28 protein-coding genes and 1 pseudogene are annotated in these 22,535 nt (G+C 43.3%); 5 read left to right on the top strand and 24 right to left on the bottom strand.

Translation table 11 applies throughout. The features are described 5' to 3' along the window. Position 1: 1 nt before the first annotated feature. The 17 genes and pseudogenes from H3V12_RS06810 to H3V12_RS06735 all read right to left on the bottom strand — a co-directional run bounded on the left by H3V12_RS06810 (position 2) and on the right by H3V12_RS06735 (position 10,350). A complete protein-coding gene (locus H3V12_RS06810; protein ID WP_198213967.1) occupies positions 2-310 on the bottom strand; it encodes a hypothetical protein in 309 nt (102 codons plus the stop codon). Further along, entirely contained in the window at positions 307-642 is a 336-nt protein-coding gene (locus tag H3V12_RS06805; RefSeq protein WP_198213965.1) for a DUF2730 family protein, read from the bottom strand. Before H3V12_RS06805 ends, H3V12_RS06810 begins: the two co-directional genes overlap by 4 nt. Further along, positions 639-1,133 (bottom strand): hypothetical protein, encoded by a 495-nt coding sequence (locus H3V12_RS06800; protein ID WP_198213963.1) that lies wholly within the window; start codon positions 1,131-1,133, stop codon positions 639-641. The genes H3V12_RS06805 and H3V12_RS06800 overlap by 4 nt, the downstream gene beginning before the upstream one ends. A 2-nt stretch (positions 1,134-1,135) precedes the next feature. Next, the gene (locus H3V12_RS06795; protein ID WP_198213961.1) at positions 1,136-2,338 is read right to left on the bottom strand and encodes a peptidoglycan-binding protein; all 1,203 of its coding nucleotides are present in this window, start codon (positions 2,336-2,338) and stop codon (positions 1,136-1,138) included. 30 nt (positions 2,339-2,368) lie between these two features. Then, a complete protein-coding gene (locus tag H3V12_RS06790) occupies positions 2,369-2,866 on the bottom strand; it encodes a helix-turn-helix domain-containing protein (RefSeq protein WP_198213953.1) in 498 nt (165 codons plus the stop codon). Positions 2,867-3,178: 312 nt separating this feature from the next. Beyond that, positions 3,179-3,787, bottom strand: a complete 609-nt coding sequence (locus H3V12_RS06785) for a regulatory protein GemA (RefSeq protein ID WP_198213951.1) — start codon at positions 3,785-3,787, stop codon at positions 3,179-3,181. After that, positions 3,784-4,056: a hypothetical protein gene (locus H3V12_RS06780; RefSeq protein ID WP_198213949.1), complete on the bottom strand. Its 273-nt coding sequence runs from the start codon at positions 4,054-4,056 to the stop codon at positions 3,784-3,786. The genes H3V12_RS06785 and H3V12_RS06780 overlap by 4 nt, the downstream gene beginning before the upstream one ends. Then, the gene (locus H3V12_RS06775) at positions 4,057-4,575 is read right to left on the bottom strand and encodes a host-nuclease inhibitor Gam family protein (protein ID WP_198213947.1); all 519 of its coding nucleotides are present in this window, start codon (positions 4,573-4,575) and stop codon (positions 4,057-4,059) included. After that, on the bottom strand, positions 4,576-4,815 hold the full coding sequence (locus H3V12_RS06770) for a hypothetical protein (RefSeq protein WP_198213945.1): 240 nt from the start codon (positions 4,813-4,815) through the stop codon (positions 4,576-4,578). It abuts the gene before it with no gap. Between the two features lies 1 nt (position 4,816). Then, positions 4,817-5,173, bottom strand: a complete 357-nt coding sequence (locus tag H3V12_RS06765; RefSeq protein ID WP_198213943.1) for a hypothetical protein — start codon at positions 5,171-5,173, stop codon at positions 4,817-4,819. Next, positions 5,151-5,741: a hypothetical protein gene (locus H3V12_RS06760; protein WP_198213941.1), complete on the bottom strand. Its 591-nt coding sequence runs from the start codon at positions 5,739-5,741 to the stop codon at positions 5,151-5,153. Before H3V12_RS06760 ends, H3V12_RS06765 begins: the two co-directional genes overlap by 23 nt. After that, entirely contained in the window at positions 5,738-6,511 is a 774-nt protein-coding gene (locus H3V12_RS06755; protein WP_198213939.1) for an ATP-binding protein, read from the bottom strand. Before H3V12_RS06755 ends, H3V12_RS06760 begins: the two co-directional genes overlap by 4 nt. A gap of 32 nt (positions 6,512-6,543) precedes the next feature. Beyond that, complete coding sequence (locus tag H3V12_RS11205) at positions 6,544-7,281, bottom strand: Mu transposase C-terminal domain-containing protein (protein ID WP_246787531.1); 738 nt, start codon at positions 7,279-7,281, stop codon at positions 6,544-6,546. Between the two features lie 288 nt (positions 7,282-7,569). Beyond that, positions 7,570-8,007 (bottom strand): annotated as a pseudogene (locus H3V12_RS11200) (transposase family protein); the annotation flags it as partial. A gap of 698 nt (positions 8,008-8,705) precedes the next feature. After that, complete coding sequence (locus H3V12_RS06745) at positions 8,706-9,197, bottom strand: hypothetical protein (protein ID WP_198213936.1); 492 nt, start codon at positions 9,195-9,197, stop codon at positions 8,706-8,708. Then, positions 9,170-10,057, bottom strand: a complete 888-nt coding sequence (locus tag H3V12_RS06740; RefSeq protein WP_198213934.1) for a ParB N-terminal domain-containing protein — start codon at positions 10,055-10,057, stop codon at positions 9,170-9,172. The genes H3V12_RS06745 and H3V12_RS06740 overlap by 28 nt, the downstream gene beginning before the upstream one ends. Then, entirely contained in the window at positions 10,054-10,350 is a 297-nt protein-coding gene (locus H3V12_RS06735) for a helix-turn-helix domain-containing protein (protein ID WP_198213932.1), read from the bottom strand. Before H3V12_RS06735 ends, H3V12_RS06740 begins: the two co-directional genes overlap by 4 nt. A gap of 143 nt (positions 10,351-10,493) precedes the next feature. Between H3V12_RS06735 and H3V12_RS06730 the strand changes: the two genes are divergently transcribed. From H3V12_RS06730 to H3V12_RS06720, 3 genes are all read left to right on the top strand, one after another. After that, entirely contained in the window at positions 10,494-10,934 is a 441-nt protein-coding gene (locus H3V12_RS06730; RefSeq protein ID WP_198213930.1) for a helix-turn-helix transcriptional regulator, read from the top strand. Between the two features lie 56 nt (positions 10,935-10,990). After that, positions 10,991-11,170, top strand: coding sequence for a hypothetical protein (locus H3V12_RS06725; RefSeq protein ID WP_198213928.1), 180 nt, complete (start codon positions 10,991-10,993; stop codon positions 11,168-11,170). Positions 11,171-11,316: 146 nt separating this feature from the next. Further along, complete coding sequence (locus H3V12_RS06720) at positions 11,317-11,712, top strand: hypothetical protein (RefSeq protein ID WP_198213927.1); 396 nt, start codon at positions 11,317-11,319, stop codon at positions 11,710-11,712. Positions 11,713-12,342: 630 nt separating this feature from the next. On the opposite strand, the gene H3V12_RS06715 is transcribed toward H3V12_RS06720, so the two are convergent. The 5 genes from H3V12_RS06715 to H3V12_RS06695 form a co-directional block, all read right to left on the bottom strand. After that, entirely contained in the window at positions 12,343-13,542 is a 1,200-nt protein-coding gene (locus H3V12_RS06715; protein ID WP_198213926.1) for an NnrS family protein, read from the bottom strand. 4 nt (positions 13,543-13,546) lie between these two features. Next, entirely contained in the window at positions 13,547-14,266 is a 720-nt protein-coding gene (locus H3V12_RS06710; RefSeq protein WP_246787523.1) for an ATP-binding cassette domain-containing protein, read from the bottom strand. An 8-nt stretch (positions 14,267-14,274) separates the two neighbouring features. Continuing rightward, on the bottom strand, positions 14,275-15,090 hold the full coding sequence (locus H3V12_RS06705) for an ABC transporter permease (RefSeq protein ID WP_198213914.1): 816 nt from the start codon (positions 15,088-15,090) through the stop codon (positions 14,275-14,277). Further along, a complete protein-coding gene (locus H3V12_RS06700; RefSeq protein ID WP_198213912.1) occupies positions 15,090-16,076 on the bottom strand; it encodes a PhnD/SsuA/transferrin family substrate-binding protein in 987 nt (328 codons plus the stop codon). The genes H3V12_RS06705 and H3V12_RS06700 overlap by 1 nt, the downstream gene beginning before the upstream one ends. 499 nt (positions 16,077-16,575) lie before the next feature. Continuing rightward, on the bottom strand, positions 16,576-17,193 hold the full coding sequence (locus H3V12_RS06695; RefSeq protein WP_198213910.1) for a TetR/AcrR family transcriptional regulator: 618 nt from the start codon (positions 17,191-17,193) through the stop codon (positions 16,576-16,578). Between the two features lie 98 nt (positions 17,194-17,291). Here H3V12_RS06695 and H3V12_RS06690 point away from each other — a divergent pair, with 98 nt between their 5' ends. Beyond that, positions 17,292-18,296 (top strand): SDR family oxidoreductase, encoded by a 1,005-nt coding sequence (locus H3V12_RS06690; protein WP_198213908.1) that lies wholly within the window; start codon positions 17,292-17,294, stop codon positions 18,294-18,296. 516 nt (positions 18,297-18,812) lie between these two features. Here H3V12_RS06690 and H3V12_RS06685 read toward each other — a convergent pair. Both H3V12_RS06685 and H3V12_RS06680 read right to left on the bottom strand, forming a co-directional pair. After that, complete coding sequence (locus H3V12_RS06685; RefSeq protein WP_198213906.1) at positions 18,813-19,592, bottom strand: hypothetical protein; 780 nt, start codon at positions 19,590-19,592, stop codon at positions 18,813-18,815. A 455-nt stretch (positions 19,593-20,047) separates the two neighbouring features. Beyond that, the gene (locus H3V12_RS06680; protein WP_198213904.1) at positions 20,048-20,392 is read right to left on the bottom strand and encodes an antibiotic biosynthesis monooxygenase; all 345 of its coding nucleotides are present in this window, start codon (positions 20,390-20,392) and stop codon (positions 20,048-20,050) included. Between the two features lie 1,519 nt (positions 20,393-21,911). On the opposite strand from H3V12_RS06680, the gene H3V12_RS06675 reads away from it, so the two are divergent. Then, the coding region (locus tag H3V12_RS06675; RefSeq protein ID WP_198213902.1) for a hypothetical protein at positions 21,912-22,535 on the top strand (624 nt) is incomplete at its 3' end.

The following is a 22,535-nucleotide window of genomic DNA, read 5'->3' as shown; positions in this document are numbered from 1 at the left end:
TTCAAAACTCCGGCTTAGGTTTTTTTACGCCTTCAAGAAAAGCTTTCCTTTCGACGTGATCCAAGCCCGAACGCGTGATCGTTGCCAAAATCAACGGTCCGTCATCGTCAATAACAATACCGCCAATATCAGCGAGATACCGCATTTGCTGACGGACCCATTCGCGCGATCGCTTGTGTCCGCATTCAGCCAAAACGGTGTCGAGCACCGATTCATTCATTTCGTTACCGGGGGCGAGTGAGAGCGCCTGCAAAATAGACAGCCGCGCATCCTCATCTATTTTTTTCGCCAATTTTGCAAAAAAAATCATAACCGTCCTTTCGCGTTTTCTATCAGTATTTCATTGATGTGAGCGACTAACTCTTTCATGGGCTCAACGCTCGTCGTTAAAACGCGCATATCGCCCCCCATGCGTTCTAACGAAATTTCGATGCGATGAACGGCGTCTTGTGATGGGAGGTTTTTGATCTCATTTTCCATCTTATCAAGCCGCTTAGCCTGGTCGCTTATCACATCATTAAGTGCAATGATTTGTTTCTCGTTTTTGCGTGAACCAGCAGTCAACCATGACCACACCGCGGTGCTGATGGTGATAAGCATTGCACAAATGCTTACCGCCACTTGAATATCAGCCGAACTCATTTTTCTGACGCCGATGCCGGTATGGTGGCTATTTTGTCGATTGTGCCAAACTCTTCAAGTTTTGCCGCAACCATGTCACCAACGTCTTTCGGTGTGAGTTTGAAATGGTTCAATGCGTCGGGCACGCGCGCTTGAACATATTTAACAGCTGTAGCTATGAGTAATGAGCGAAAATCGATCGAAAGTTTATTACTTTCAGCCATCTTTTGACGTAATTGGTCGGCCGCATAATTAACACCGCGTTCGACAGCGCCCATAACAACAGCCCGTTGACTGTCATCAACTCGGATCCCGAGCCACTTGTGCAAATAACCGGCAAGGCGACTAAATCCCCAGCCAATGACAGCAACAACAATCACGACGATATACTCGAGCAATTCGTTAAAAAGTGGTGCCAATGATATCGTTGTTCCACTCTGGTCATCGCCCGCAAAAGCCGTATTGGCAACGAAAATGAAAATCGGTGTAAGAAGAAAAATAAGAAGACGCATTTTTAAACTCCAGACTTAGTTGCGGCTGCCTTTGCAGTCCATAAAATTGTCGTCTCCAATTTTTGCTTTGCGATTTCCGTTTCACGGTTTGTACCTAGGTCATCAATCAGACCCCATAAAACCGTTGCATAACGTTTTATTTTTGTAAGCTTTTCCGGCTGAACCTCGTTCACGCCCATGATGTCGCCATGCGCACCAATTACTATATTGGCGGTAAGCGACAAGGCCGCTTCAAGCGGGAAATCTGGCAATGATGGTGGCTGCTCAGGTTGTAGATCAGGTGCTTGATGTGTAGTCGTTGGATCAGCCGCTAATCGTTGTTCTTGCAGTGATTGCTGTAAAGCGTTACGCGTTTTGCTATCATAAATCCCATTGGCTTCGAGTTCATTTTGAACTTGAAATTCTTTTAACGCGTTTGTTGTATTAACGCCAAAATCACCATCTATACTAATAGTATTACCCAATTCCACTAACTGAGCTTGCAGTAGTCGAACATCAATTCCTTTTGATCCTTTTTTTAGTTCACGGATTACAATTCTTCCTGGCTCGAGAAGTTCTAGGGCGGTTTCTGTCAGAATTTCTCGTTCATAAGTTCCATAAGAGAGAACATCTTCAGCGCGTTCAGTAGCGTTTTCCCTATCCGCTAGCCCATTATAGCCACCGTTGACGATTTTGGTGATTTCCTTGACACTCGCGGTTTCAGCTTTTGCGCCAATAAATTCCTTCCAGTACGCGAGACCGCTTAAGAAGCCGATATTTGCATGAAGTAACAGGTCTGGTTGCGTGACGAGATCAAGGCCCAATTCTTTGCCCGCCTGATCATAATTATATTTACCAGTCGTCTGTTTTAGTCCCCGACCGCGATAACGATAACCATCCCCTGGCTTATCGTTGCCAAGCCGCCCACCATATACCTTATTGGCGAGTGCTTGAGGATTGAATGCAAACGGCCGCGCCATTGCTTCTGATTTAAAACGTTTTGGCCAGACTTCGCATAACCGTTTAGCCGAATATCTTAATTTTTCCTCCAACCGCGTCAGATTTGCACTTTCATGAACGATCTGCCCCATAAATTTTGCTTGTGCCACAGGGGTGGTAACGCCAAATCGCTCCCACGCGCCTTTATAGCCCTCATCGACCATTGCATCGACAATGGCGGCTTTGGCCTTCGGGCAAATTGCTAAAATATCGGCTTTATAAAGCATCAAACACACCTCTTCCAAAAGTGTGTTCGATTATTTCCTCTTTAACTTAAAAGCGTCACGGGCAACATGCCCGTCATAAGTGTTTTTGTCGAGATAGTCTTCAATATCAAGCTGGTTGGGATTGTTTAAAAATATGGGCCGACCTTTTATTGTCACGGCCGGACAACGATTGCTCTGATGAATATTGCGCACTGTCTTCATGGTGCAATCAAGCGCACGAGCAATATCACGCTGTTTCCAGCCTTTGCAAGATAACATCTTTACCATGTAGCGCAAGCCTGCCGTTGAAAATGCCGACTTCGATATTGATAACTCGCCGCCACCCATGCGTTCAATCAATATTTTTGCCCGGTCTTCGCCTATAATGTTAAGTTCATGCTCCGGACGCCATTTGGTTGGCACATAAAACCGGCAGCCGCCAAAATGGGCAACGACGGACAGAGCCGTGTCAAGATCACAAATCTCTGCGACCTCCTTCACGGCGGGTGTCAAAACGTCAAACGGTATTTTGATGGTCCGATCGATCATAATAACTTTATGTCTCTACGTCATTGAACTTTTTAATACGATTACAGTTTTTTGACGCTGTTAAACTAAATTTCGCGAGATATACGTACTCTGGGGGGATTTTTAACGTAATGCTACGTTCAATAATGGAATGGTCATTTCGCATGGTGTAGACAAATCTGACCGTAATTCCTCCATCTTTTGACATCCAAAAACGCGGCTTTTGAGTAGGCGGAAATGGAAATCCTTGTGTTTTCATTTCCTCGTCATAACTAAGCGGCATAAAGTATTTTAAGATGAATGCTCGTAGTTGTTTATTCACACGTTTACTTTTCATGCTGCCACGCTCATCTTTTTCTGTCGAACCAATTTTCCCAGCCGCGCAATTTCAGCATTCAGCTTTTCGGGCGGAATATGGCTACTCTCAACGCGCCCCAGTATTCTTAATTGCGCTGCTAGCACCCGCCTTTTGTTAAATTCCGTCCGGCTTTGTGCACTCGAAAGCTTTTCACCAGTCTGGCTCCAATTCACACCGGCGTCGCGTGCCATCATTGCCTTCAAAGCGTCTATAACTTTGCCCGCGGCCGTCCCATCCGTTAGAAATTGCGTGTGGTCATATCCAGTCTGACGTTTGGCAAATGCAATCAATGCTTTATCATCGCGATTTCGAATAACGCCTAAATTGTAAGCATTAAGCCACATAGCCCGTAAAATGCCAGCGAATTTGCCCGAAACTGTTTGGCTTCTTTTTCGATTGCCCGGCGTTGTCCCGGCCAATTTTCGCAACGCTAAAATAACCTTTTGCGCTTCGGCTTCAGTCATATTTTTGCTGGATTGTTGGCCGACCTCTCTCAACATGAAAGACCGGCGCATATCCTCATCCATGCCGATACGACGTGCTTCGGCGTGGATGAGTTTGATTTGGGCGTTGGTGCTCATCATGCTGCTCTCGGAAAATTATCAAGAAAGCGCGATTGGCCGGGGAACGCCCACCGATGCCAAAGCTTAAAGCCATTTAAGTCACCCTCTGGCAGGCCGGGGCAGAGATAAGTACGGCCATTATAAGCCAATCGACACCTCGTTTCTACAATATTCTTAAAGGTTCGCCCTTCACCTTCTGCAAAAATTAAAGCACCCTCGGGAACCGCTGACAGCATTTGGCTAAATCCGACAACGCCGTCTCGAAAACAATATGCATAATAATGTGCCATTCACGCTGCTCCTTTTTTCAGTTCGAGTGGTTCAATTATAAAATCTTCGCCACCCGATTTGATTGTAACGCCGGGCACTTTCATCGCCTGATCCGGCTCGGCGAGCATGGCATCTTTGTTGATTTCTTCCTTGACGCGAATAAACTTTTCCAAACCAGCAAGTTTACAACCCTCAATGATTGCCTCCACACGGCGTAGGCTCACACTTGGCGGCCGCGTGCGCCACGATACTGTGCCGGTTGAAAAGCTCGCAAATTTTACTTTCCCATTATTGGTGAGCTCATTCCGGTGCGCTTCGCAATATGCCTGCACGCCAGCGGTCAAACTTGCGAGCTCTTCATTCAGGGGCGCCGCTAGTTCGTCAAAGGATTTGCCGATTTCCCGCACGCGCTCGTCATGCTGCGCTTTAATTACATCCCGTTGACTGTGCAGATCCCCAATTCTCGCGATTTTAGCGACCACGTCATCGCGTGTTTGTGGCACGCTTTGCAATGCTGTCTTTTTCGTTCGATTTGCCATTTATGCCACCTCTTTTTCATAATTTTCGTTTGCAACCGGTTGACTAACCAATGGAAACGGCATTGGTACGACGGTTCGGCGGGGATTTTTGGCGAGTTCAAAAATTATTTGCAGCGCCATTCTTCGGCAATCTGATGACGACAGATAAACACCGCCGCGCTTTGCATGTGCTAAGAGTTCATCATGAATGGCCAATAAATCATTGTCGTTACAATCAATGTGCGTTGTGACTGTATTCATCTTATTTTCCTCTCTTTTGGATCGAATGTTTTGGATTGAATGGGCAAACTTGGCACGCCTGCCAATGCTTAACTTCTGCGCGACTTGACGTTGGTATTGCCCGATTTCTGTAACGCTCGCAGTCTACCGGCGTTATATTTTTTAAAAGATGCGGGCATTCGATCAATACTGTCAGATTTGCCAGAATTGCAGACCTAAGTTTGGTTGTATCGCCCGGATATTTTTGAGCTCGCGCTAAAGATACGCTTGCCCTTTTGTAGCCGATCTTTTCGGCAACTTTGGTAATTGAACCAAACCGTTCGTAGGCTTGTTCCAGAAGACGAAGGGCATATTCATCAAGTTGTTGATACGTTGTCATTGCACGCCTCCGCCAATTGATTGCGATCAACAATCTTGCCCTTCGACCATACGGGCGCCAAATGGCCGGTATCTTTGATGAGCCGAAAAACTTTAAAACCATTTGATGTTAGGGCTGTTCCTTTTTCACGGGCGGGCAGCTCGACCACATAACCAGCAGTCACCAATCGCCGGATGAAAACCTGCAAATTATGACTAACATTGCCATCGCTTATTATTTTGGCAACTGTAATAATACTCTGCACAGTAAAGCGCTTTTGCAATCGCATGGCGTTCCATGCCCTTTGCCGAAAAGTATTTCTCGGGGCTTGACGCAAAAATGATAAAGGTTGATTTGGCCCGCTGGTAATTGTTCGGCCTTCAGCCAAAAAAAGTTGCCCATCATCCGTGAGCTGGTAACGACCAGCTTCTAGCCGCTCAATAAGTTTTTTGATCACCAGCTTACATGCTGCCTTGCTTATTTCTTTGCGGGAAATCGGCAAATGGCAGTCTAACTCGTCAAGCGACTTTAAGCCTTTTCCGATGGCACCCAGCACGGCGATTTGAATTGTACCTGTACCGGCCATCATATCACCTCCGGTATTCGTATTGCCGCGCCGGTTTGACGATCGTTTACTAACAATTTGCCAGCCATGTCGGAAAGGTGAAGAGGATTTTCCGCGTCGAATTCGCCACGCAAACCAACGCGTTCTATATTGGCAATGGCTTCTTTTATTTCGCGATTGAAGCCGCGCGTCACTTGATGAACGAATTGTACGATATCGTCACCAACCGGTACTTCGCAGATTGAACGCAAAAACAACCGCACATCATCAATCGTGGCCGGTTCAAAATGTACGTATTGGGCGATGCGGCTAGCTATTTGCGGCAGCGCGGTGAGGTTATCGCGCAGCTTTCCCATGCCAACAAGAATAAAAACTATATCTCCAAGGTCGGAAAAATCTCTGATAGTTTCCATAATTCGCGAATTGCGCGATATATGGTCAGCTTCATCAATTACAACTGAAAACGTGCGACGCTGTGCAAGCATGACACTTTGCCTTTTTAACAACGCTTCCATGGCTTGATTGAAGCGTTTTTGGAAAGCATGAGCCGGATCATTGACATTCAATTCAGCAAGAAGTTCGTTTAAAAACCACGCCGGCGTCCATTCTTTTTTTGCCCGTAAGTAGACAGCATCATTTTGCGCTGCCCACCGGTAAAGGGATGTCGTTTTTCCTAAACCGGGTTGCCCATCAACAACCATCAAACATGCTTCTTGCGCACCCCGCCGTTCTAACGCCGAAAGGGCTGCATCAAATTTTTTTATGTTTTCTGTTTCAACAAATTCGTTTTTCATTTACGTCTCTCATGTCTCGTGACTTTCGTCTGTCAGGCAGCAGATCTTGCAAGCTTTGCAAGGGCATCAAGATCAATGCCCTGACGGGCGAGAAAGTCGGCATTGTGCTTCGTGGCCAACAGATCATTGCGAATATTCGCATGGTCCTGCGCCGTTACTCGTTCCGGATTTGCCATCAGCCAACGCGCATACTCTGCGTCATTCCGGAACTTCGGACGCTTCCTAGCTGATTGGAAATTGCTCTGTTCATTATCGCTATTGCGCTCGCTGTTAACTGCAACGAGCACTGGTTGTGCCGGCTCGGGTGCAGGGGCGGCAAGCGGAACAACATTTTCAGCTAATGACTTCAACGTAATCGACCGCAATTCCTTGTCGATTTCGGTTACTTTGCGCATAGCGCGAGCCTTCCGGCCTTTATGCCGTTTCTCCATCGCCGCTTGCTCGGCGCTCAACGGAATGTAGCGTGTTTTATGTCCCTCAAACCGTGCTTCGGCGATCATTTTGCCGGGTGCACGTTCGCCATCAAGCATAATGATTTCGCGACAAATCACTTTCGATGCGTCATGAATGTCGTAGGAAACAATGACGTCTTTGCCGTGATATTTTTCAAGTTCGATGGCATAATAGGAATTGCCTAGCCAATCCACCAACGCGCGCCGTGTTTTGCGAATAACCCACGGTTGAAGCAGATCACGAGCTTCCTCATCAGACACAAGATAAGGTTCAAAACCGCCTGACAATGCTTTTTGCCAAACTTCGTTCGGGCTCATATGACGCCTCTTGCCTGTGGTCGGGTCTACTATCTTTTCAAGCGAGCGGTGCGGCCTGTTGTTGTAACTATCGATTAAATCTTGGCACGCCTCTAAGAACTCCGACCATGAAGGCAGCAAGCTTGATACGCCAGCCAAAGCCAACTCTTTGCGTGTTGTCTTGTGAACAAGGGTTGAAGCCTCTCGATCCATGTCTCGCCCAATGTATGTCGGAAATTCACGAGCTAAGACCGTCCAGCGTTTGTTAAAGTTTTCAATGACACCTTTCGCCTGACTGTTATATGCAATGGCGTGTGCAGGCGTAATGCTCAAACGCGAAAGAAAACCGGTTAGGCTGTCTTCCATTGCTTTATTCTTATATCCGCGCCCATTGTCGGAATAAAAAATAGCGGGAATGCCGTTTGTTCTGGCTGCCATCAATAAGGCGTCAATGACGGCATTGGCGTTTTCATCCAAAGCCGCCGACCAGCCAACGATTTTGCGACTAAAAGCGTCTATTATTGTTGTGATTTCCGGCTTAAAAGGTTGCCCATGCAACGGGTGTGCGATTTCCGCGTCGAACGTTTTTCCGTCTCCAACATATACACTTGCCGGCAATAAGTCCGAAACGTCACGTGCTTTGTACGCTTTGAGCGCCTTTAGTTCGTGCGCACCCAGTCGGCCACGCTGCTTTTCGATTTCAGGTAATTTTGATAATGCATGACGGACTTGACGTATTGTTGGCATCTTGGCGAGATCACTCTCAGCACACCAACGTTCATATGCCTGTGCAACGGCCGGTTTTTGAGGCTGCCGATAATATTTCAAGAAACTTTTAAGCCAGGACGGTGCAGCTTCTTTTTCGCGCGTTTTTTTCGGTGCTAAAGCAACCAATCCACCACTTTCTCGACTTGTAAACCAGCGCGAGATTGTGCCACGTGACAGCCCACGGCTTTTATCATTGGCATGTTCCGACAAATTTGCCAGTTCAGGCGATAATCTGTTATTTTTTAGGTCGTCTAAGAACGAAAGGATCGCACCTCGCTGTGTTTGTCCGCGCTCATACATGCGTAATTCGACATGCCGCAACACACCAGCTCGTGCATTCATTACTTCTTTTTGCCGGCCTGTCAGTTCTGTTAGCGACAGGCGTTCGTTTAAAACGATGTCTTTGTTTTGTTCAGCTTGAATTGCAACAATCCGGTTGCGATTATTGTATTCAGCTAACAACGCAGCTTGTAATGCGAGCGGCAACAATGTGTAATGATATTCATTTCCGCCGCCACCTTCGCCGCTTTGACGCTTGCGGCACAATGGTGTCCTATCCCAGTGTTCTCGTGTGATAACAAGTTGAACGCCACGTTTCGTATGCGGCAAAACCGTCAGTTTTAGCCTTGAAGCTGCATCAGCTATTTCTTGAGCCGACAAATAGGTTTTAAAAAGTGTCATTTGAGCGCCCTCACTTTGCCAACGAGAGCGTCGCGACGCCGCTGTCTTTCTTCGATTTCTCTATCGTTCCTCCAAATTTCGATGATATCCGCATAACGCGCTGGAACAGCGACATATCCCGCGAATTGGCAGACAAACGCCAACAACCCATAGCATTCAGTTACATCTAATAGAGCTATGAACCGTTCTAACGTTATTTTATGGTTTTCACGTGCAGGACTGGCATAAGCATCCAGCATATTGACCGTTATAGCTTGATCCAAATAAGCTGACATTTGCCTGGATATTTCCTCGCGTGTTTTACCTGACTCTTGGCAAGCATGGGCAACCACGCGCGCGATTTGAACGTTCAGAGTTCCACCTTTTGTTATTTCCGGTGAAATTTTTGCCGCGACATCATCTTCTTCCGGATGGTAATCACGAAACAGATCAAGCGTGTTTATATCGCGGCTTTTTTTCATCAAATCCGTCCCGTTTTCTTTGCCCATGCGATTACCCGGTCCGCTTGAGCCGACAAAACAATATCGAGGTCGTCATCGGTTAAACGCGACAACTTGTTTGCGAGCGCCTGGAAACGTTTTTCTTGCCCATCTGGCAAACGACCATTTTTTATGATTATAAGCGCGTCGCTCACGCTAGTTGCTCGCACTGGCTCCAACAGCATCAGGTCTAATATCTTGCCCTGCATTACTGTTGTCTCATCGGAAAGTGCTTTCAAATTTCCCTGGTGCTCAGCTATCCACGTTCCTTCTAGCCGGTGCCGAGCGTCAACAGACAGGCCTTTCCAAATGGCAATAGCACCAAAAATAGAGCGTCTTGAAAGGCCTATTTTCTCCGCAATGTTTTCTGCAAAACCGAATATTTCCGGCTGTTCCGGATCAACGTGCAAATTTTGCACTTTGATTTTTTCAGACTTACGGTCACCGCCATGTTTGACTTGCGGGTGCAATTTTTCATAAACGGTTTTAAGGTCAAAAAGGTGGTGACAACGGTCAAGTGCATTGAGCTCGTTCCGACCAAGATTTTCCATTACCTCTTCTAATTTGGCTTCATCGTCCGTCTTAGCTGTCGAAAGCCGTGCTGGTATTGTCTCCCTTTGCAGTGCTTTAAACGCTGCTAATCTGTGCGCACCGCTGACAAGCACATATTTGTCATTGGCTTCACGTACGGTGATCGCATTCGTTAGCCCTTGCGTGTCGATGATTTTTGCAAGTGCTTCCACCCACGCTTGATCAAGTTGGCGGGCGCGATTTTCCGGAACCTCAATTTTAGACACGCTAACGTCAACGACACTTGGGTTGATTGCGTTGTCAATCATGATTGTATTTGTTGACATAGGAGCATTCATGCGGCCTTCTCCATGTCAACATTGGCTGCTGATTTTTTACTTTCTAAAAGCGCACGATATCTGTTAGATATAACGTGAGGTTTTTTGATGAGGTAACGATCTGGCCAAATAATTCGTGGATCTTGGTCAATACAAGCTGCAATTATTGATTGTGCTTTGTAATGACATTTGTTTTTCACTTGCACAAAAGTCGACGGGTGATAGCCGTTTTCTCTTGCAAGTTCGGATAAACTGAAGCCCCGCCGTTTTATTTCGGCAATAATGCCTGGCCAATCGAGTTTAGTCTTACTCATTACTTAATCTCCCAAAAAGCGGATGCTGCTACACCCGCTTTTTTCTGGTAGTTGGATTATAATTACAGACCGTGATTGCGGTTTATAATGAAGGAGGTTAAGGCAAAAAATGGGTTTTGTAAACCTATTTTTTGCGTTTTGAAATGGCGCGCCCAGAACGAATAAAAACAGCGTTAGGTCAACGGCTTAGGTTAATTCGTCAAAAGAACGGTAATCTAGATCGAGAGATGTTAGCCAAAAATTTGGGTATAAATGCAAAAACTCTCGCTAATTATGAACGGGGTGATTCTGCGCCTGACGCGACGACCTTGGCGCAATATCAAAAATTGTATGGAATAAATATCAATTGGCTTTTGTCTGGTGTCGGCGACATGATGTTAAACGACGTGGATACAATGATTGATAATGAACGCCTAACTATGGCTATTTCGGCAATTGAGGAAGGATTGCAACGAGTAAAAAAGACATTACAGCCCGACGTTAAAGCAGAGTTAATAGCGATTGCTTATAAAATTCTTGGAAGCAGTGGAAAATGTGATGCTGCAAGTGCTGATAATATTATTCGGCTTATGATCGCAAAATAAAACAATTCTTGACCAAATCAGATCATGATTTCCCTGGTTAAAATAGGGAGACCAAAATGAACGGCTGGGATGAATTACACGAGAAACTCGCTAAAGCTTTTGAATGCCACTCTGATGAGAAGACGAGTGATGAAACCATGACTGGAACTGTGATTCAAATCATTTTCGGCAACGTTAATACCTTCAATATTAACAAAAATGCAGAAAATTTGAAAAGAGATACCGGCGAGAAATAAACAGTAAACGGAAGCATTAAATGCGTGGAGTGAGAACTTTTATAACTACGATATCCATTTTGACGTTAGGCTTAGCTTTAAGTGATTTTTAAGTGTACTCGCCGCATTCAAAGGCAGTTTTAAATTAAAAAATAGGAGGCAATAACATGAATAGAATAATCTTCATGTCTGTTCTGTTGTTAAATGTTCTAACAATGGGTGCAGCTTACGGAGAAGATCCTCAAGAAATTTCATCGCTCGATTATGCACTCAGTGACAATAACAACAACGGTAAAACCTTAAAAATAACCCAGTGTAGAATTAGTCACGTCAGCACCACAGGAGCGTTGTGTAATATATCGGTTGGGAATGCAGGTGCCGGAGATATATTTTTGAAAGTCGATAAACTTGATAAGAATGAGCTTAAAGCTGCGATTTTGAAATGCGCGGGACTGAAAGGCCTTGAAAGCCCCGACTGTGATGCTTCAATCGTTGGCGAAGCGCTACCTAAAGGAGCAAAGCCGCAATTTCAAGTGACCAATATCATTTGGAGTAAAAACTGATTTCTGGCATTTCCCACCACACGACTTAAAGGCGTAGTGCCCAAAAATACACAACGATTTGAAAACATTCACTTTTTTTGTGGTGGGAAATAATGACAAATCGCCATAAATAAATTTCCCACCACCAACAGACATCTGTCTCAAATATCGTGTAAATTTTTCCTCTCAAATTGCACTAGAAGCCTTATATCGCTAAGGCAAGCGATTGATACACTTTCGCGTTAAAATGATATTCAAATGACCGCAGAATGAGTGAAAGTGATATTGTGCAAATCCAGAGCGTTTTTTTAGTGCTTGTTGCTTTAAACGACCATTTTCCTTTATTTTACAGTTATTTGCCGTTTTTTCACCCTGTCCTTGTCTGTCTCAAATATTCTGGAAATCTGTCTCAAATAACACAGTCCCCTACAAACAGCAGGTGAGTTTTACTTTTATATCAGTAGAAAAATTCAAAAAACTGTCCTGTCTTCAATTGACTGAAAAACGGAAAAACTTGAGCTTAAATAAACCTTCAAGGTCTTGCAGCACGATTTTTAAGCGAAAATTTTTGCCATCTATTCTTTCAGTTAATTGGCTTTATAACGTGATGAAATTTCAGAATAAACAGTGCTGAAAAACGGCTTGATGAACTTAAAGTTTTACCGGATTTTTGAGGAAGGGCAGATATCCCCATAGCCAGAGGAGGAAAGCCAAAGACCAGAAAATCGCGGCCCATGCATAATGGTGACTGCCAAAAGCGGTGAGATCGGTTATTTCTGGCAAAACACGCATGGCGGCGGCGAATATAATAAATGCGATAGCCGCTTTTGATTGCCACGGTATGGCTATCAATTTTCGTCCTGAATGACGTAAACCGGCAATCGTAAAAACACCCATCACGCCAAGCCCCAATGTCGCAATGGTTAATATATGTAAGCCCGCATAAATCGGTATGCGCTCATTAAAGCCGGAAAGACCGATAAGAAAAAAACCGATTGCAGCACTGACATTGGCAAGCGCAAGGCATAAGACTTCTGCTTTTAATGCAGCCTTGCCGATAAACCATTCTGCAGTTTTGTCCATAAAACCGGCACTGGCAGCAAAAGCGAGATAATATTGCATTTGTGAAGACGGCAGAAAAAGCATTGATAGGGCATATAAGACTGTCAAAAATGCAGATAGATTGCGTCTGCCCGGATGCGGGCGATATGGGCTTGTTTCACCAGAAGGATCCAATGAAAGATTGGTGACCACAGTGTTAATGCGCGAGATAGCCAAGGAAAACAGAACAACAAAAACAGCGATAATCGACCACAATATGTGGGACGATAGTTCCGTTTCTTCGCGCCACCACGAGATTTTCAAAACAATTTCGAGTGCAAAAAGAACGATAAGCCATAGCAAAAATGACAAGCTTTTCCATTTTCTTTTCGAAATAATCGGCAAACCGACATATAAGATCATAAGTGCCAGAAAGGCGAAATCGAACACACTGCCGACGACCATCAGGTAATCCGAACCCAAAAAACCGACAATGCGACCGGGAAGCCATAATAAAAGCAGAAAGAAAAGTCTCATGCCATTTAACGGCTTTGTTTCTGTCCATTCGGCAACGGCGGAACATAAAAATCCAGCAAGGGCAGCCGAATAGAAGCCGAAAATCATCTCGTGGGCATGCCATTGTTGGGGAAAAATATAGCGTGTACCGGGATAGTCGAGTTGATAGGCAATTACCCAGATAAACGGCATGAGCACAGCATAACCGGCCGATACCGGAAAGAATAGAAATACGCCTTCGGTAAAAAATGGATTATGAGCAATCGACGTTTTTATATTTTTGCCAAGCCCCATTGCGTTAGTCCCTGTCTCTATAAAGAAGGTCGTAAAAATCCCGATCTTTGGCGAATTGTTCGCTCATATCGAATATCTCACGTTCGCTTCGCTTTCCCGGTTCACCTTCGACATGTCTTTCAGCAACAATTGTTGCAGGATCGCCACCAACCAGTAACAGACGGTGAGCAATGCGCAGCGCTTCGTGAAGATCATGAGTAACAAACAATGATGAAAACCCCTGACCTTTTGCCTCTTCAATAACAATGTCCTGAAGGTTACGCCTGAGGCCGATATCGACAGCAGAAAACGGCTCGTCGAAAAATATGATATCGGGATTAACGGCAAGTGCGCGCGCGACAGCTGCGCGCTGGCGCATGCCACCCGATAATGCAGCCGGATATTTTTCAAGATCAGTTATTTTTAAACCGACCTTTTTTGCGCAATCGGAAATGAAATCTTTTTTTCCGGATGGTCGGTGTGAATTCATCAAACCATAAGCAATATTTTCATAAGTTGTTTTCCAAGGGAGCAATCTCGGTTCCTGAAAAACAATTGCTTGCTGGCGATAAGTTTTCCTGATTTCCCCTTTGTTAGGCGTTAACAGGCCTGCGGCAATCTGTAATATTGTGGTTTTTCCTGCACCGGACGCACCAAGAATAACCAGCGTTTCGTGGTCATTGACGCGGATATTGACGTTTTCAAGAATGCGTCTTCCGAGATAAGAAAACGCGATATCTTGCATTTCAATTCTCATTTTTTTACGCCCCAAGGCTCGGATGCATGTCGCCAGCTTTCAAAAAATTCACGTATAGGATGGATAATCCCGAATTCGGTTATAAGAGCAAAACACACGATGATCATGATAATGGCCGTTACTTCAGGAACATCAAAAGTACTGCGTGCTTCAAAAAGGAGGCCCCCCAGCCCGCCGGAATAGCTCAAAAGTTCAGCCATCACGGCGACTTTCCAGGCACTTCCGGCCGAAAGCGACAAGGCGGGAAAAATATAGGACACCATTTGCGGAAATGTGATTGTACGAAATCGCTTGAATATACCGATGTTAAAAGCACGCGCCATATCGTCGAGTGACCGGTCACGCGTGGCAATTGCCTGAACGCTATTGATAAAAATGAACGGAAAGGACGCAACAGCAATCGTCATGATAACCGAGCCACCACCGTTTTCAAACCAGATAAGCGCAAGCACAATCCAACCGATTGGAGGCACGCCGAGAAGAATGATAATGATCGGCCGCATCAGACGGATTGCCGCAAATGAATAACCGCACAATACGCCACCGAGAATTCCGATCGAAGCAGCAATGATAAAACCTGCAAATGAACGTTCGGCCGTAATTTTCGCCATCTCGACAAATTTGTCCGTTTGGACAAGCAAGACCATTGCTTGCAAAGTTTGTTGCGGAGAGGGGAGCACATAACTCCCATAAAGTTCATGGGCCAACTGCCAAACGGCAAAAAAACAGAAGCAACCGGCAAGCCCTGCGAAGCCTCCCCAGAAATAGTTTCCAAGCGACACAAGATGGGAAATGGTCTTATGGAAATTCATCAGGCATAAAATCCGTCATCAGGCAGTTTTCCGCCCAGAATTGCAGAATTTTGTTCGATGAGAACATTGAAAAATGTTTCCAGCCCCGGTTTCACTTCGCTTGCATTATGAACAACAAGATGACTGAAAGCGATGGATGCGGCTATCAGGCGCGGCGGAAAATCGAGAAGACCGCTGATCTCGTCAGCCGCTTTTTCAGGGTCAGCTTTAATTTTTTCAAGTGCATCAGAAAAACATGCATTGAGCGCTTTTATTTTGTCTTTTCCTTCGTCGCCTTCGAAACCTTTGCCAACAACAAGTCCGGCTTGCGGAATGGCATCGGTTTTCGACACTTTTTCCCAAAGCTTTTGAATATCGAGAGCACGAACAATTTTTTTAGGGGATGCCGTGCTCATGGAAATCACAGTAGAGGCCGCTGGCTCCACAATGACTGCTGCATCAACACGCCCGATCATGAGAAGCGGCATAGCTTCGGGGAGGCTCCCCGTATATTGTATGTCGATTGCATTCGGCTTGATGTCATAGGCTTTTAAAATTGCCTGCATAATATAGTCGGGCATATCGTTTTTGAATGGTACAGCAAGTTTTTTACCGACAAGGTCCTGAAGTGTTTTGATGTTGGATGCTTCCGGTGCAACGATATAAAGAAGCCCGTCTGTCAGAATATTCGCCAATCTTACACCAAGACCTTTATTATATAAATTCGCGCCGCTATAACTTGGCAAAATGGCCATATTGATTGTGCCGGAACCGAGCCCGGCTCTGATTTGATCGGGATTATTCCAAACTTTGAATTGGCAACCGGGTAGCAAATCTTCCAACATGCCGGTTTTTACTGCATAAGCCGCGACGATAGAAGGACCCGCCGGAGGCCCCCATATTACCGGTTTTTTGTCGTCGGCAGCGGCAATAGAAGGAAATGCGCAAACAACAGGAAGAAGTGAAGCGCCAATTAAAAAATGACGGCGTGTTTGAGTAAGCATCATCTACCTCCGGTAAAAATTATTCGTTAGCAATGGTCATATGAGTTGGTCATGGGTGTTTGATTATGGTATCAAGTTTAAGATGAGTTTATTCCTCAATTTTAAAGAATCAAAATGCTGCTTTCATTTCATGCGAAAAAATTTTGCCTTCCTTGGGCGGCAACAGAGCCTGATCAGGCACGGCCAACGAATTTACTCGGGTCAAGAGACTTTTATTCTATAAGTTGTATGCAATTATTTGAAAAATTAAATTTTATATGGTGGCGGATCAGATGTTTATAATAATAATTTTACTTATATATAAATTTCCCGAGTGATAAAGCCGATTTTAAGTCAATGAAATTCCAAAAAAATTGGTCGTTGTTATTCTTGCTTTACCTCAGATCGGAAATTTGTCAGGCCATTAATAGTGAAACCGGTTTATAGATATTCATGAAAAAGAGGCAGAGAAATATTTCTTGCCTATATGATCAATATACCGGTTTACTAGCTTCGAACGTTTCTATTCCTCTTCTATCTGAAAAATCGATTTCAGATAGGCCGAAAAGGGATTTTGCTTCTCCCGCTTCGGGTTCAATCGTCTGGCAACTGCTTCATTAGCCCCAAGTGCCATTAACCCTTCAGCAACAATCGAGCAATCAAAGGGAGGTTCTATATTTCTCATAGCAAACAGATGTTGCACGAGCTTCGTATAGAACGATTTTTGTTCGTCCATAAGATTATTATAAGTTTTTACAAATTCCGGATGGCGCAAAGCGTGAAGTTGCATTTCAAGGAACAGAATTGTGTGGGAAATATTTTGATCATTACGTTCAAACCACAAGATCATATCATTCAGGGCCTTTTCAAAATCATCCCCTGCATCATCAATGAGCTGTTTTCGTGAATTTGCCTCGAATGATTTATACTGCTCGAGAAGCTCTAGAAGAACTTCGTCCTTATTATTGAAATTGGAATAAAAGGCTCCTTGTGAATAGCCTGCTTTACCACAGATTCCTCTGATGGAGGTTGCCTCGTAGCCCAATTCAGTGAATAGCATGCGTGCAGCTTCCAACAGGTTCTGGCGTGTCTCTTGCTGGCTTTCCAATCTTGTTTTACGCGGTTTTATCTGTTTGACCATAAACTTCAGATATCATCCGACATTTCATTTGACAAGTCGGCAAATGAAACATAAATATCACTTGATATATGAATTTCATTTGATATTTGGAATCGTTGATGAAGAAAACTGTTTTCGTAACCGGTGCAACCGGACTATTGGGCAATAATCTGGTTCGTCAATTGCTTGCCGAAGGTTATCATGTCAAAGCATTTGTCCGGTCGCGACAAAAGGCAAATAAGCAATTCGCGCCTCATGATGAACTTGATATCATCCAAGGCGATATGACCGATGTCTCTAGCTTCGAAAGCCATTTGACTGGATGCGAAAGTGTTTTTCACACAGCTGCTTTTTTCCGCGACAATTATAAAGGCGGCAGCCATTGGGCCGATCTCGAAAACATCAATATTAATAGTACAAAATCCCTATTGGAAGCGGCCTTAAAAGCCGGTGTCAAACAGTTTGTTCATGTTTCTTCAATTGCAGTTCTTGATGGTGAGGCCGGCTCATTGATTGATGAAACATGTGATAGAAATATAGAAAATTCGGATGATTACTATCGAAGCAAAATCATCAGTGAAAGAACAGTCAGAGAATTTGCCGCTCTGCATCCGACGATGAAATGTTATTATATTTTACCGGGGTGGATGTGGGGGCCCGGTGATATGGGGCCTACCTCGGCCGGACAACTTGCGCTTGATGTCATGAACGGGAAATTGCCTGCCATTGTTCCAGGGACCTTTTCGGTCGTTGATGCAAGAGACGTTGCGGCTGCCCTAATTATGGTCACGCTTAAAGGCAAGCCTGGAGAACGTTATCTTGCTGCTGGCCGCCACATTCAGATGAAAGACCTTGTATCCATGATCGGTCATTATGCCAATGTCAAAACGCCAACAAAGACCATGCCAATGCCACTATTGTACTGCATCGCTTTTTTGCAGGAACTTTATTGCAAGTTTACAGGCAAGCCCATTTTATTATCATTGGCTTCGGTCCGTTTAGTGGCAAGCCAATATGATAGAACGCATTTCAGCAGTGAAAGATATGAAAAAATTCTGGGGCTTCAATTCAGACCTTTAGAGAAAACTCTGGCAGATACACTGTCTGATCTGAAAAATAGATAACCTGATAAATTGGAAGTTTGTCCGCGATAACGGATTTCTACTCTAAAATTTCAAAATATTGTTTGCTATTTACCACAAAACGCTGTTTCCGATTGTCGAAGAAATTAATCAAGTCAGGTTTTTAATGACCGAAAATAAAGGCTTATGTTTCCCGCCGCTATACGAGTTTTCCCATTCCGGCTGTTGCCACATGCTGCACGATAATTATCGGACTATCTCGGACGTGATCTTTCTATTTTGATAACCGTTTTAATGTCACTGATTAACTGTCACAGTTTTAGAGGCATTCTATCGAGTTTTCGAGAAAGATAGTGGGATATCTTCTTATAACGATGCCGAGGTGATGGATTCGACTATTTCAAAACAATCACACTGTTGCGCGAGCCATAGGCACTTGCTCGCTTAACGGAAAAGAGACGGTTTTTTAACGATTAATTCTGAACGACTTCGTGGGGTAAAGCGCAAATAACTATTAAAGCCAGTGAGTCAAACGATAGGAATCAGGCTGTCAATGAATCAGGGGAGACGATAAAAATCCTTACCTTTTTCGTATGCTTGCTGGAAATCTTTTGTTTCACGAATATTGCCTTTAAAGGGAAGAAAATCGGAAAAGTTGCATTTTTCTGATGTTTCCCAAGAAAAACATGGCGAATTATCCGGTGCATATTGTGCAATATATTTCAGCATAAAAAGCCGTGTTGTTACGGCCTCGCCTCTATTGCTAGCAATATAGGAAGAGATATCTTTTCCGGAAAGAAAAGCTTTGGTTATCGGGGCTGCCTGATTTTCTTCGATGATGAGCGAACCAACCTCGGGTGCACATCTTTTGGCATAAACCGTTCCGTCGAATGTGGCTTCTCTACAAGTCAATGAAAAATATTTACCGGTTTTAAGAGGCTGATTAAAGCCGTTATATTCTTTTCCCAAAACGCCGATAACCTGCGTCGTGTTTGATTTGCTTGAACGTAAGCCGATTTCATAGCCCTCTGTCGTTTGCTTCAAGCTTGTAATGAGTCCATCGACAGAAAACGGCGTGCTATATTTTTTTTGAGCAGTAATTCTATTAGCTTTGAAATCTTTTTCTATTTTGTCGGCATTATATGACGGCAATTGAAATACTTTCAGATTTTCAAATGTCATCAGATGGTCTGCATCCTTGATTTGCGACATATAAATTTGCAATGCAAGGAAGGTATTGATTATCCGGAATTCTTTTTCTTTGACATTCATTTTTGCCGAAGCAGAAGAAAGAATAATGATCAATATAGTAACTGCCGCCAAGACGCGCTTGAGCATTACTCTCTCCTTTTTCCGATATGTGATGGATATCCAAGCCTTGTTGATCAAATTTTTCCAAGGAAACATATCGAATTGTTACAGTCTCAAACTCGAACTATAACCTGTTTTAACGTTCAGTGTATAAGGATAGTTAGTATATTTAACAATATTTTCATATCTTTTATCATGAATTGCCGACCTTTGATCGAGAAATAAGGATCTTCACTTGTGCAGGTTTAATTGGGGTTTGCAACTTGAACTTAAGCGTTTCCAATATGGGTTTTGCCAAAACCCGTTCTCGGTAAAATTCAAATGAGCCCGTTTCATTTATCCCAAGGCTTCACACCATGTTTTTGTTGGCTCCGGTTTCATGATTTTTTGACTATTCGATCAATAGAACTCAAGAAGAATGCGTCATATAAAGATGGAACAAAATTCTCCATCAAGATAAATGCCCGAAGGATAGTCCGGATTTATGCTAACTGCATTTTTTCAAAGCTATAGTCACGTTCTACTTTCGCGATACGGATGACGTAATGGGAATAAAATACCTCCCGTCCAAGTTTCTGGGCAAGCTGATGGTCAACATTTGCTTTCCAGGCCTTCATACTCGCTTCGTCTTTCCAGAACGAATTGGTAATGCCAAAACCGTCAGCACCACGAACACTTTCTGCACCAAGACAACCGGGTTGCTGAAACGCCAGTTCTTCCATTGCCTTCGCCATTTCTCCATAGCCATTATCTCCCTCGGTCCTTTGGGAAGAAAAAGCAACAATGTAATAAGGAGGAAGGGGTGTCTTTGAAAAAAGTTTGTTCATCAGGTTCTCCTCCAGAAGGTCGTTTCAAGCTGAATAAAATTTTGTAGTCGCTTCACTAGCATCTTTTCTCTAGCTGGTTAAGACAATATTATAGATAAAAATTGTTGGTTCCTCATTTCTGAGATGCTTTGAAAGTGATTGCTGCTGTTATCAAAACGCAAAATGAACATAGACGGAGCCGATAATTTCTATTCAGAAAGTTTTCTACAAGTTTAGTTTCAGTTTAAAAAATTTTGAAAGTTAAAGATTTCCAATACGTTCAACCTATATGAAACATGTTCTGAGTTCTTTGTTAAAAAAGCAGATTATTGTGGCAGGGACAACGGCGGTTTTGTTGGTTGCAAATGCTTGGCAACCCGCATGCTTGCTGGTGATATTGTCGTTTAGAAGTTAATGATAAATCCGGCTTTATGAATGATCCTGTTATCTTATCTAAAAAATACAGTTTTGTGTTTGTTTAACGTATTCGGAGGAACTTTGTTGATTGCATGCATTTCGTGGTTTTGATTTGAGTGAATACAATGCATGATACTGACTAAGGCGTTTTAACTGTCGTCTTATACTTTTGAATTGACACATCAAAGCCCTTGATGAAAGTTTCCAAACGTGATTTTTTGGGGGGGGGAGGCGCGTTAAGGGATAAACAAACTATAAAAGTAGAATAACTTATTGTGTTATATATATTTTTCATTAAATAAGCGTGAATTTCTGTCACCGAGACATAGTTTTAAAGCGTGCATTGCTCGTTTTCGTCGCCGAAAGGTTAGATGAGAATTCTTACATCAATTATTAAGACGGCGGCCTGTTTTTTGAAGATCTTCTATGTCAATATTCCGGAATGCTGCTTTATATGATGTAGGCATATTCGTATTATAACTTCTGTTACCCCGTTTTCTTTCATAGTTTTTTGATAAATTCCAACGGCATTTTTATTATTTCGACGCCTGAAAACATAACATTCAAGAACTTCCAAGAACTTCGCCTCCATGATCAGCTGTTTGCTATAGATAATGTTGAACACCATTGATGTTGACGAAGGCTTCATCCAAACGCCATCGCCAATTCGAGCGTTGGTTCTCACATTTCTTTCATATTTAACGAGCTATTCATCTGGCAAAAGAGATACCTGATAACGCCCAGTTTTAAGGAAAATATCTATACCTAAAGCATGCAATATATCTTCAACTTGGCGAAATCGCAGTTGATATAGGCTGTTGTTTAAAAAAGTAAAAATAGTCATTTTTATGAAGTTTTTAAATATTCTAATGTAATAAAATATATAAATTTCTAAAAATATATAATATTATAAAAAAATAATGTATATATGTGATTCTGTAAGTAAAAAATATAATCATTTATTAGATCAAAAAGTTAACCTGTTAATTAAATATCATTGAAACACGATTAAAATTAAAATTTAATATTATGATTCTTATAGAATCACTTGATTATTAAAAAATGATATTGTAGAAGCCGAAAAAATTAACAAATGAATTCTTTTATTTTTTAGGGGTGTAAAATGAAGAACTTGACCTTAACGGGCTTACTGTTATGTGGAGTTAGCTCGTTTACTGTGTCGGCATATGCGGAAGTTGTCGATGATATAACTGGTAAATGTAATCCTAATAATTGTGTATGGAGTCATGGCGAAGTTGAACAAACGGCTGGGACAGAAAAAACTTATGCTCGTATGTTTATAGGAAGTGGAACATACAGCCTTTCTGGCCCGGATACTGTTTTGAATATAAAAATAAATGAAGGTGCACCGATATTCCTACGTGAGGGGAAGCTATACGTTGGTGATCCGGAAGGCAGTACCAGTAATCACACCTATTTATTTATGAATGATCATGCAAAAGTTAATTTGGATTCTAGCTTTTATATCGGGGGCGACCAAGGAAGTGACTCGAGTTCCACGGCAGTCTTGGATGGTGGTTCAACCTTAAACGCCGGATCTGTAATGAATGCAGGTGGGGCGGGAACTGCTAGCCTTGTGGTTAAAGGTGCGAGCGTCATTAATGCGCTTCAACAACAAAATGGTTCGAATGGAAATTTTTATAATGGAGTATCAGCGTTCGGAACGACTACGATTTCAGGCGAAGGTTCTCAAATTAACGTCGATGGTCTGTTTTATGCAAGCACC

It is taken from the genome of Bartonella sp. W8167 (assembly GCF_016100335.1).
Lineage (GTDB): Bacteria > Pseudomonadota > Alphaproteobacteria > Rhizobiales > Rhizobiaceae > Bartonella > Bartonella apis.
Note: the sequence above shows the minus strand (reverse complement) of the source record. Positions and strands in the feature narration are given on the sequence as shown.